This window comes from Henriciella sp., assembly GCF_029936995.1.
In the GTDB taxonomy this organism is placed as follows: Bacteria; Pseudomonadota; Alphaproteobacteria; order Caulobacterales; family Hyphomonadaceae; genus Henriciella.
Genome location: NZ_JAPYRE010000015.1, coordinates 1 through 10,886, shown reverse-complemented (window position 1 = coordinate 10,886; position 10,886 = coordinate 1). Strand labels below are relative to the sequence as shown.

The window sequence follows — 10,886 nt, the reverse complement described above, 5'->3', positions numbered from 1 at the left end:
AAGTTCAGCGAATGTTATATTGCGTTTCGCCGGTTCCGGGAGTGCCCACCAAATCCAATTTTTTTGAGAGCGCGCCGGTAGACGTTCGTAAGCGTTGACCAATGTGCGGCTGTGCCAAAGCTGCGCCTCGCCGGTTGCGTCGAGATATGCCGGAATTGCCACATCATTACGAACACCAACTATAAAAAGCCGGGGGCGTGATTGCGGGACGAAGAGCGCCGCATCAATCACCACGGCCCCGCAGCGGTAACCATTTTGTCTGAACGCTTCGCAGATCGCGGCGAAATCTTTGCCTTTATGTGAGGTCAGGGTGCCGCAGACATTCTCGAGCACGATCATACGCGGTGCCCGCCCTTCCTTTGAGAGTGAACCCATCAAATTCCAGAAAGGCCAAAATGTACCTGACCGCTCGCCACGCAACCCGGCCCCACCGCCAGCGAGTGACAGGTCCTGACAAGGGAAAGAGGCCCATACTAGATCGGCCTGGCCTGGTAGATCAGATGTTGTGATGTCGTTTACATCACCGGTTTTCAGCACATCATCGTGCCAATTCTCTCGATATACCCGGCTTTTTTTATGATCAAAATCGTTGGCGAACAGGCATGACCATCCTGCGCCAAGTCCGGCGCGGGCCATTCCTCCACCAGCGAAAAATTCATAAAACTCATACACCGGGTGCCCCACTTTCTTTTTGTTCTTTGGCTTCCCTATCCAATTTTTCCTGAATCGCCTCGGTGATCCAAGTATTTCGAGACACATTGCCAGCCCTCATGACGCGTGCACGGTCAATACGTGTCCAGAGTTTGGGGTCTAGCCGCAGACTTTGGCGGGTTCGTTGCTCAGCTTTTGCAGGTATAGCACTCATACCGCATTATGGCGCCACTTCGGCGCCAAAATCAAGAACGAAGTTAGAACAAGCCACTATTACCCAGAAGGGCGAGCCCCCCGAGAATGCCAAAGATAATGGCCATCACTTTGATGAAGCCCAACGTCCCGCCGACAAATGTATCGGAAAAAGCCGGTGTTCGTTCACCGCATTGAGGGCAAGGTCGCTTGACCCGTGCCCCTGTGGAGTTTCCATTAACGACGCTCCCTTGCCCGTAGTAATAAATCTCTGAGGTATTAAGCCGTGCCCGACAGCTACGGCACTTAATTGTTGTCTTCTTTTTTCCGGATGTGGTGTTGGTGCCGCACGAAGGGCATTTATAGGCATTGGGAGCAATTTTACCGCCGCAGTTTTCACACGTCTTCATGTTTTTAATTCCTTTGGAAGACAGGTTCTCGACATTCCTTCGGAGCCGACACTCCCAGACCATCGCAGCGCGCAGCGGCAGTCACCCGTAAGGGCCGAAGCGTACGCGGAGGACGGCAAAGCCGTTGACCGAGCGAGCACGGCGATAGGGTTGATGTCGGTCACTCAAGGAAAAGAATCCTCTTAGAATTTCTGTTCTCGAATGCCGGTTTCTGTTGGCGTCTCGGGTTGATTCCGCCCGATGACAGGATCGACCATGTGATTCATCCAAATGATATATTCCGGCGCAAAGGCGGTTTCGACAATGAAATCCGTCCATTCTCCCCAGGAGCCATAATTGATCCGCAGCATGGTTAAAGATTGGCCGGTGGGCGAAAATTGCGGGCGGTTTGTTTTGCCGCTTTTGAACTCAAAGGCGTTAGTGATGCCGCCGTAATGGTCTGGTCTGAATTTGAGCCCCTGAACGGCCACATAGTCCGGTGTGGCTTCAACGGTCATCCGCACCCGAACTTGTGTGAAATAGACCACGGCGGCAGCGGCAAGGCCGATCACGATCCAAGTGATCAGCGAGCCATATTCATAATAGCCCTCGACCATTGTGATGTAGAAGACGAGCGCGCAGTAAGCCAGAAGGACCGGGACAACCAGGAGCTTGAAATACCGCGCCCAGAGCCGGTGCATGGCCGGGATCGAGAATTTAACATGCGTGTCCGATTGCGCGTCCACCCGCGCATATTTTGGATAAGGCCGTACCCTGGCAAATCCCTTGGGTTTGTTGCGCCCTTCTGAGACGCGCTCGCGCACCTCTCCCAGCTTCTTTTCAGCCCGCTGCTGAAAATCGCTGATGGCGTTTGTCGTTTCCGGCGGCTTTTTGTTCGGATCTTCGGTCATGAATGGCCCCTCGCTTTATGTGCCCTGTCTCACCCTGTCATAGAGTTTATCGTAGTATGGAAGCCGATACGCGAAGATCGGATCAGCCCCCGGATACATCAGGAGCTGTGCGCCTGATTGCCTGGAAAAGTAGTAGGCGACTTCATCAGGCGATAAGAGCGGCGCATCCTGAATGCTCTTGCTCTCGCCGGTGAAGCCGCTGGCCGCTTGGGCCTTCGATATTTCGCTCTTGGAAATATTCATCACGGATGACTTGCCCAGACGTTCGGAGACGTATTTGAGCGTGGTCAGATCGTTCAGGCCGAAGAATTGCAGAATACCGGCATTGCCCATGAAGGTTTCCCAGCGGTCGCGGTAAATCTGTTTGAGCTGGTTTAAATCCTGCCAGATCGACCAGATTCGAACGCCGTATCCGGCGAGCAGCCCGGCAGCGGTCTCTAAGACCTTCATGTGGCCAAGCACATGCATTTCATCGAGGATCATCAACGCCGGATATTCTGGCTTTTTGGGATCACGTTCGACAGCATCGAGCAGCCTGTTCAGGAATAGGCGAAAGAACCGATTATGGCGGTGCAGCCGCGACGCGGGCAGGCACAAATAGATCGAGACGTTACCGAATTTCCAGGCTTCGAGGTCGGGCGACCGGCCCTTCCCCGACAAGGCTTCAGCCATTGGCGGAGAAGACAGGAAGGCAACATTATCGCGAACAGTAGAGAGAACCGAGCCGCGTTCGTTCTCACCCATTTGCATGAGCATGTTTGCGGCTTCTGCCGGGATTCCGGCGGCGACATCTGGGCTTGCGCTCATATCGGCAAGCAGGAAGTCGAAGCCGCTTTCATCATCAGCCAGCATAGGCCGGTACAGCATGGCGCGAATGTCGTTGAGATCGACATCGCCGTCTTTCGCGCAGGCCCAGGCGATGAACCCGCGTAGTACGAGCCTGGCCGTTGAGGTCCAGTGCGGATCATTGCTGTTTGGCGGGTCAACGATGAGCGCATCCGCGAGGCTGTCACAGTCATCGACAAAAGACGGGCTGGCCGGATCAATATCGGCGAGCGGGTTATACCCTGCCCGATAGGAATCCGGCACGTCAGCGACATTGAAGGGGTCAATCACGTATATGTCGTGATTCATCCCCCCGTCCGGCACAGCCCCCCCTGCCCCGCGCCGGTCAGCGGTGAGGGTTGCGTTTTCGCCTTTGGGGTCGAGCACAAGCACAGAGCCGGGATAGGTCAGGAGGTTCGGGATGATGACCGAAACCCCCTTCCCTGCCCGTGTCCCGGCGACCGTGAAAAGGTGCCGGTCATCGGCAGTACCGAGCAGCGTTGAGCCAAGCGCCCCCAAGACAACTTTGCCGGTATGCCATGTCCAGAACTCGGACTGTGTGATGGTTTCGGGTGCGTTCCACAGCGCGCGTGGTGCGGAGCCCTGGCGCGCTGTTGATCCGGGCAGACCCCGAGGCAATGTCGAAAAATCCACCCGCGTGTCCCCTCTTAGCCCTGGGTGAAGTTTCACCGGAAAGTTGGCGATAATTCAAGTCCAGTGTGGATAAATTTTAAGAATAGGAGGATGCGGAGTTGAGAGAGTAGCGAGATATGTTTATCCTAGGATAAACCTCGTTCAGGGGGCTCAAGCGCAGCCCCCCAAAACCCCGGCTAAAGGAGCAACCGGCATGGCGCGGCCCAAAATGTCCCCATCAGATCGGCGCAGCGATCAGCTCAATATCGCCCTCTCCCCTAGCGAGCGGGCGACGATTGAGGACCGGGCCGTCCGCACTGGTGTGAGCGTGACAGATTTTGTGCGTGCCGCGGCTTTGAGCCGTCCGCTCAAAACCGCCCGCTCCAACGTTCCGAGCTTTGAGGTGCGCCATGAGCTTCGCCGCATTGGCAACAACCTCAATCAAATCGCGCGCAGTGTTAATGCAGGCCGCGATTTACCGGAACGTGAGCTGGCCGGGTTGCTCCAGAAGCTCGACACCCTTTTTGACGATTGGCTTTCAGATGGTTCCGCGTATCGCCAAAGCCGGTCGTAGCTTCAAAGGGGCCGCGCTGTATTATCTGCATGATAAAGGCGCGCTCTCGGATGAGCGGGTGCAGTTCGTCGAAATCCAGAATTTGCCGACGAAAGACCCGCAGCGTGCTACAGCGCATATGATCGATACGGCCAGCCATAGCGCAGAGCTCAAGCGCGCGGCTGGCCTGAAAGGCGGTCGCCCGCTGACCAAGCCGGTCTACTCCTATTCCCTGGCCTGGCATCCGAATGAAACGCCGTCCAAGGCGGATCAGCTCGCAGCGGCCAGAGAAACAATCTCGCATCTGGGGCTTGAAGATCACCAGGCGATGATTGTGGCTCATAACGACACGGACCACCCGCATGTCCATGTCATCGTCAACCGTGTGCATCCCGAAACGGGCCGCGCGGCAGTGACGAGCAATGACAAGTTGATTCTGTCTCGATGGGCCGAAGCGTATGAGCGCAAGCGCGGCACGGTCTATTGTGAGCAGCGTGTAGAGAACAACGCAGCCCGTGCGCAGGGCTATGTCAAAGATAGGTCCCCTACCCGGCAAGAGCACTATGCCTGGGCAAAGGCCGAAACGGATGCGCTATGGGCGCGCTACCGAAGCGCCCGTGATGAGATCGACCGGACGGGCCAAATTGCGTTCACACAGATGGCCCGCGAACGCCGGGTCGCTCTTAAAACGGTCAGAGAGGCGCAGAGAGAGGCGTTCCGGCCTCGATGGCGCAGTCTGTACCAGGAGCAGCGCGAAGCCCTGAACGGCTATGATGGCCGTCTCAGCGACCGCTTACGTTACGCCATGCGCCAGACTCATACAGGCCGGGCGCGGGCTTTCCTTTCAGCGGTCGTTTCCGGTGATGCCATGCGCCGCCAGTTTTTACGCGATCAGGAAGGTGAGCGGCGGGCATTAGGCCGGGAACAAAAAGCGGCAATGTCGAGCGAACGTCAGAAGGCCGATGACGCTTGGCGGGATCGTACCAAAGAGTTACGCGCCAGGCTCAAACAAGAGAAGAAGCATCACTTAGACAGCACGAAGGCGCAGACCGATGAAATCTGGCAAGCTAAGCGTGGCATGGAATCGACGGATAAAGCACGCCAGAAAGCCCGCGATGCGTTCAGGGACAAGCTGAAAGGCGAGCGTAAGCCGTCACGACCACGGCGGAAGCGCGATAGATCGCGTGATCCATAGCCATCATGCCATCAAGATGAAAAGATGGCTAGCCATCAGTACAGCAGTACATTAAAACAGCATGATGGCATGATGGCATGATGGCATGATGGCATGATGGCAAAACATCAATATGTCTTGCCATCTTTATGGTTTGCTGGCACACTTGTTGTGATGACGTGTGAAAGGCGGTCTCAATGCATATTCTTTCGGTGAACTCTCAGAAGGGCGGAGTCGGCAAAACGACGCTGGCGCTCAATCTGGCCGTCGCAGCCGTCTATGACGGTCTGCCAACAGCGGTGCTGGATATGGACCCGCAGACCACCGCTGCGAATTGGAGTGATCGCCGTGAGGCCGAAGCACCGACCGTGATTTCCGCACAGCCTGGACGGCTTACGGCCCTCCTCGAAAAGGCCGAGGCCGATGGCTTTGGTCTCGTCATCATCGACACCCCGCCCAATGTGGGCGCAGAAGCCATTGATTTCGCCCGTAAGGCCGATTTCGTCATCGTGCCGGTGCGTGCGGCGGCTTTCGATCTTGAAGCGATGCAGGCAACGATCCGCGTCCTTTCGATAGCCGAAACACCAGGAGCGGCAATCCTGAATGGGTGCAAGCCGTTCGGCACGCTTGTTCAGGAAGCCAGAGAGCTGATCGAATCGGATTTTTCGTTCTCTGTTGCGCCGCATACGATTGGCGACCGCACAGCTTTTGTTCACGCCTCAACATCCGGGGAAGGCGTGACCGAGACAGAGCCTAGCTCGAAAGCGGCCAATGAGATCAACGATCTTTGGGCGTGGGTGAAAAAGCAGCTTCAAAATAACCAAGCCCGGAAAAGGCGGTGATCTATGGCAAAACGTAAACCCTTGAGCAGTATGGCAAAGCCAGCCCGGAGCACGCTCGCAAGCGAAGATGAGCGCGTGGACGTGGTAGAGCGCGCCGTAGAGGCGCATACAAAGCCCTCGACCTTACAGCAGCCCCAGGACATCCCTCAGCAGCGCTCACGCGCCGGTATGAAGAAAGTGACCGTCCATATGCCCCCAGAGGCTCACAAGGCCCTGAAAGTCCTGGCTATGCAAAAGGATGAGGGGCTCGAAGAGTTCATCCTGAGCGCGCTGAATACCCGGCTGGAAGGGGAGGGCGCGGATTTCCGCGTCGATTAAAACAGCGAGCCGTTATAGGGGCCGCGCCGTTTGCAAAAGGCAATGAAGTGACTATCGGCGTCTTTGACGCGGATTTTCTTGTCGGCCACCCACATGCGCCATTCGGATTCCAGCCCGTATATGTCCCAGCCTTTAGCGTGATCTCTGCCTTTAGCGCGGGCCTGATCAGAGATTTGAAGTTCAGAGACATGGCCGAGTGGGGCAGGGGCCTCATCATATGGTTTGACTGCCCCGCGATTGGAAAATTCGACCATATCATCATCGTGCAGGGTGACATGATAATCCGGCAAATGGTCATGCGCGACCAGGTGACGGATCATCTGGCGAAACCGTTTTTCCGGGCTCAGAGAGCCAGATTTCTTGAGCAATAGCCCCAGGCTTATTTTCCAGCTTGATTGCTGGCCGCAATGCTTGCGGGCGATCTCATAGACCCGCCGCTCAAGGGGCTTTCTGAGACGAAAATAGTCTCTGTGCAGGGTAAGCACTTCCTGCTTTTGAATAGCATTAAACACCCAGTCAGACAGCACCACTTCGCACCAAAGAAGCCGCCCATCGAGGCCGTGTTTCCGGCGAACAGATGAGGCGTCGATCAGGCCGAACCCGTCAATTTGTTCCTCATCGCCGGTGACGATGTTGGTACGAATGCGGGTGCCTTCCAGCCGGTCGAGCGCTTCGACCAGGGCGATATAGTCGCGCCCAGAGGTGCCGCGATTGGTGAACATGAGCAATTCGCGGCTATTGATGCGCACGCGGCGATGGACTGTCTCCCCGCGCTTGAGCTTAGCCATGATCTGGGAGATCGAGTAGATCAGAATGTCTTTGTCATAGATGGTCGCCAGGCCCTTCACGCTCGGCGTAATCTCAAGCCAGTTCCCGTTATGCTCATAGCGCCGGACATTGGTTTCCGGCTTCTTGGACAGCGCATAGAAGGGGTGCTCCATGTGCTGCATGACATCTTTGAGGATCGCATCACTCACATCACAGATGAACAGGTCATGCTGCGGGTATCTCTCAGGGAGCAGGGTGTTCAGCTCATTATTCGTGGTTTCAGTTACCATAGGCCTACATTCGTGGTTTTAGTTACCCGCGTCAAAAGATTCGTGGTTTTAAGTACCCGCTCACCTGTGGATAACTGCGATTTGAGATTCGTGGTTTTAGTTACCAAGATTCGTGGTTTTAGTTACCAAAGTTCGTGGTTTTAGTTACCAGTTATGTCAAAGGCGGTCTTGTATGACCTTTAATTTCAGGGGCTTAGGCATTTTCCAGAATCGCTTAACCCTATTTAACTCTTATATTAACTCCCTCCGGCTTCGCCTCCGGGATATGGATAAAAGGAATCCAGCAAAGCTGGATACTCTCATTTTATGTTCGCCCTGTTCGGGCTCACCAAAGAAACCCGGATCAGATCGGGCGAAGAACCCACCGAGCACACGCTACGAGAACCATCTTTAGACCCCCAATCACGGGGTGAGGGGTCTAAAGATGGACCTCTTCGCTCTTCGTGACGGCGGCTCCGAAGAAACCCGATCAAAAACGACCCGGCAGGGGAAAGGATAGCCAGAAATTACCAGCGATATGGTGGAGCGTCATAGTCCGCCAGGTCTTCCTCGTCCGGAGGCGGTGCAAGGACGGTTGACTGAATGAGCTCCTCGCAAAATTCGCTGTGTTTTTCGACAGCCTTGCCTAAATTTTGCATGTATCGACCAAACCCGCCCAGCTCTTGATTGGGCAATCCGACCTGCACCACCGTTGTTGAGAGGCAGGCAAATGCCAACCCCATACTGTAAGGGTCTACCCCTTCTTCATGCATGGCCCTGAGTGCAGGTTCGATATGCTTTATAAAACGCGGGTCTTTATCCTGGGCGTTCAAATGCTTTTTTATTTTCTCAAAGTTCATTACCCTATAGTCTACAGTATCAGGCAGCTTTGAGGGAAGAAAAATCGTGTCTGAACAAGGGGATGACAAAGACCGCCTGCAAACATTTTTCGACCAGGAATATGAGAAACTGGATTCCATTGAGCGTCAGCGGGCCGCTTTAAAGGATCGCTCAAATGATCGCGGTCCTGTCCTCAGACCATCCGATGAATTTATCGACAAACAGCTCGGACCTGCAAAAACCCCTGCGGAAATGAACGAAATTGCCAAGGAAAAGGCCGAGGCCCGTCTTGATGCTCATAAGGCCAACTTGGAGACCCAGGCGAAGCGAGAGGCTTCAGTCGAACGTCACAATACGCGCATTGAGAACGAGCGTAACAACACGGCTGAAAGAGATCGTGTCCGAGACAATTTCCGGCAGAAAATCGCTGACGAAAAGAAGCGAACTAAGGACCGGGATCGTTAACGCCGCAGAGCCCTGGCCAGCGTATTTCTGTCTACATCGAAGAGTGAGGCCATTCCCCCAATCGTTTCCCGGCCAGAATCGATCTCTCGCCGCGCGTGAGTGACCTGTTCAGCAGTAAGGGCCGGGGGGCGCCCAAGACGTTTCCCGCGCTTTCTGGCGGCTCTCAGGCCCGCTTTTGTGCGCTCCTGGATTAGCGAGCGCTCAAATTCGGCCAATGCCCCCATGATATGAAAAACAAGCCGCCCGCCAGTGGTGGTCGTATCAATACCGTCCGTCAGGCTTTTGAACTCGATGCCGCGTTCTTCAAATTCGCCGAGCAGCGTAATGAGTGAACTAAGCGACCGGCCTACACGGTCGAGCTTCCAAACAACAAAGGTATCCCCAGATTGCAGCGCTTCAAAGGCGGCAGCAAAGCCCGACCGGCCATGTGGCGGTTTCGACCCGCTTACGCCTTCATCTTTGAAGATTTCCGCGCAGCCGGACTGTGCCAGGGCATCGACCTGTAGGCTTAGATTTTGTTCGTCAGTGGAGACCCGCGCATAGCCGATCAATCGCCCGTTATTCATTCAATGATTTTGCCATAGGTTTTTGCAGCACGCCAGAGCTAATAAAATCAGTGCCTTAAAGCCGGGCCGACCACTGCTGTAAAAAGGACCGATTATATAGCGTTAAGTCACGCGCGTTTAATGGCGGTCGCATCAGATGTTCTCTGGACGCTACCATCGCGGGTGATCGTGGTCTTCCGCATCAAATCGGCCCCTTGGTAATGCACCTGGAATTCAACGAAATTGATTTCTTCCGGATTACCGCCAAAACAATCATACATGGCTTGCAAGAACTCGACATCTTTCAGTTTTTGCGCCGGCGGATGGGGATTGTTGCGAGGACTTGGTACTGTCGCCGGCAGGACATAGAGGCAGGGTGGTGGAAGTTTGTACGGCCCGACCTCGGTTAGGCGGTCAGGATTATTCGCAACTTTTGGGCATGGTCGACCTAATGTGCCGCACACCATGTCCCAAATGATCACCCCATCGACACGCTGTTCACGGAAAATAATTTCCGCCGAGAGGCGCGTATGAATCCCAGACCAGGCATTGTGACGCGGATCGGCGCCAGGATTGGAACATACGCTCCACACAACAAACTCATTAGCGTGCGGCGGCCGCTCGAAGATATTCGTGTTATTACCGTCCAGGCAGCCTTTTAGCTCAATAACGGCGGTTTTGCCGGAATTTAGATCAACGGCGTAATCATGCCGGTTCGCTTCGCCCGCTGATTGCCAGCCAGCGATGAACTTCTCGTCCTCCATGAAATTGAGAACGCGCTGCATAAATTCGCGCTTATCTCGCATCGTGGCTGAGAACTGACCTCGCACCCGTTCAATGGCACCACGAAAAAGGCCGCTGTTGTAAAATTCTTGTTCGCCCAAACCATGATCCCCGAGCTTGTGGGACTCGGTTTTCAATGTCTCCGCGAAGCGTTCAATGCGTTTCCGTAACTCTTTATTTTGTTCGCACGGAATTATTGTCATGCCGCCTCGCGGGAGTTGGTCTCCTGTCTTTGCAGGATCGGTTCGATCATATGCTCTGCGAGATGTCGCACAACCGGTACGACTACGCCGTCACCAGTTAAGTGATAGCTTTCATTATAATTTTTGGGAAGGATATACTCGTCAGGTAATCCCATAAGGCGCGCTGTTTCCCGGCTTGATATGAGCCGCGATCGGACTTTTTTTCCGTCCACGACCATTATAAGCTGGCGACTTGAACCACCGGCGGGAGTGCGAAGGCAGCCCGCCACGTCATCGAATCGAATTTCCGCGCGCTGAACTTTGAATCCGTTTTCATCCCGCCGCGTTCGCTTATAGATAGTTCCGACAACACGACGCTTTGCTTTTCGTGCCAGATCAACTTTTTTCCGATTTACCGGACTCATCATTCCTAAGAGTTGGTCCGTTTCATCGTTGGTGTGCCACGGCACACTTGTAGGATTTTCTTCTATAAGTTCAGCGAATGTTATATTGCGTTTCGCCGGTTCCGGGAGTGCCCACCAAATC

General features: G+C 54.7%; 13 protein-coding genes. 5 read left to right on the top strand and 8 right to left on the bottom strand.

What is annotated here, in order from left to right; genetic code table 11:
- The 3 genes from Q1K31_RS16560 to Q1K31_RS16550 form a co-directional block, all read right to left on the bottom strand.
- On the bottom strand, positions 1-672 hold a 672-nt coding region (locus Q1K31_RS16560; RefSeq protein WP_367187603.1), incomplete at its 3' end, for a DNA cytosine methyltransferase.
- 763 nt (positions 673-1,435) lie between these two features.
- Positions 1,436-2,143: a hypothetical protein gene (locus Q1K31_RS16555; protein WP_300382042.1), complete on the bottom strand. Its 708-nt coding sequence runs from the start codon at positions 2,141-2,143 to the stop codon at positions 1,436-1,438.
- A 15-nt stretch (positions 2,144-2,158) separates the two neighbouring features.
- Positions 2,159-3,622 carry a type IV secretory system conjugative DNA transfer family protein gene (locus Q1K31_RS16550; protein WP_300382040.1) on the bottom strand — a complete coding sequence of 488 codons (1,464 nt, stop codon included), beginning with the start codon at positions 3,620-3,622 and terminating at the stop codon, positions 2,159-2,161.
- A gap of 193 nt (positions 3,623-3,815) precedes the next feature.
- On the opposite strand from Q1K31_RS16550, the gene mobC reads away from it, so the two are divergent.
- The 4 genes from mobC to Q1K31_RS16535 all read left to right on the top strand — a co-directional run bounded on the left by mobC (position 3,816) and on the right by Q1K31_RS16535 (position 6,488).
- On the top strand, positions 3,816-4,175 hold the full coding sequence (gene mobC / locus Q1K31_RS16705) for a plasmid mobilization relaxosome protein MobC (protein WP_367187601.1): 360 nt from the start codon (positions 3,816-3,818) through the stop codon (positions 4,173-4,175).
- Entirely contained in the window at positions 4,063-5,349 is a 1,287-nt protein-coding gene (locus Q1K31_RS16545; RefSeq protein ID WP_367187602.1) for a relaxase/mobilization nuclease domain-containing protein, read from the top strand. Before mobC ends, Q1K31_RS16545 begins: the two co-directional genes overlap by 113 nt.
- A 176-nt stretch (positions 5,350-5,525) precedes the next feature.
- A complete protein-coding gene (locus tag Q1K31_RS16540; RefSeq protein ID WP_300382036.1) occupies positions 5,526-6,170 on the top strand; it encodes a ParA family protein in 645 nt (214 codons plus the stop codon).
- Positions 6,171-6,173: 3 nt separating this feature from the next.
- Positions 6,174-6,488 carry a ribbon-helix-helix domain-containing protein gene (locus tag Q1K31_RS16535; RefSeq protein WP_300382035.1) on the top strand — a complete coding sequence of 105 codons (315 nt, stop codon included), beginning with the start codon at positions 6,174-6,176 and terminating at the stop codon, positions 6,486-6,488.
- Here the strand turns inward: Q1K31_RS16535 and Q1K31_RS16530 are convergent.
- Together Q1K31_RS16530 and Q1K31_RS16525 are read right to left on the bottom strand one after the other, a co-directional pair.
- Complete coding sequence (locus tag Q1K31_RS16530; RefSeq protein WP_300382033.1) at positions 6,485-7,546, bottom strand: replication initiator protein A; 1,062 nt, start codon at positions 7,544-7,546, stop codon at positions 6,485-6,487. The two genes, Q1K31_RS16535 and Q1K31_RS16530, sit on opposite strands and share 4 nt — an antisense overlap.
- A 506-nt stretch (positions 7,547-8,052) precedes the next feature.
- Positions 8,053-8,385: a hypothetical protein gene (locus Q1K31_RS16525; RefSeq protein ID WP_300382031.1), complete on the bottom strand. Its 333-nt coding sequence runs from the start codon at positions 8,383-8,385 to the stop codon at positions 8,053-8,055.
- Positions 8,386-8,431: 46 nt separating this feature from the next.
- On the opposite strand from Q1K31_RS16525, the gene Q1K31_RS16520 reads away from it, so the two are divergent.
- Positions 8,432-8,830 carry a hypothetical protein gene (locus Q1K31_RS16520; protein WP_300382029.1) on the top strand — a complete coding sequence of 133 codons (399 nt, stop codon included), beginning with the start codon at positions 8,432-8,434 and terminating at the stop codon, positions 8,828-8,830.
- Here the strand turns inward: Q1K31_RS16520 and Q1K31_RS16515 are convergent.
- From Q1K31_RS16515 to Q1K31_RS16505, 3 genes are all read right to left on the bottom strand, one after another.
- A complete protein-coding gene (locus tag Q1K31_RS16515; protein ID WP_300382027.1) occupies positions 8,827-9,396 on the bottom strand; it encodes a recombinase family protein in 570 nt (189 codons plus the stop codon). The genes Q1K31_RS16520 and Q1K31_RS16515 overlap by 4 nt on opposite strands.
- 107 nt (positions 9,397-9,503) lie before the next feature.
- Complete coding sequence (locus Q1K31_RS16510; RefSeq protein ID WP_300382025.1) at positions 9,504-10,361, bottom strand: hypothetical protein; 858 nt, start codon at positions 10,359-10,361, stop codon at positions 9,504-9,506.
- Positions 10,358-10,886 (bottom strand): DNA cytosine methyltransferase (locus Q1K31_RS16505; protein ID WP_300382023.1); only part of this gene is annotated, 529 nt, incomplete at its 5' end. The genes Q1K31_RS16510 and Q1K31_RS16505, both read right to left, overlap by 4 nt.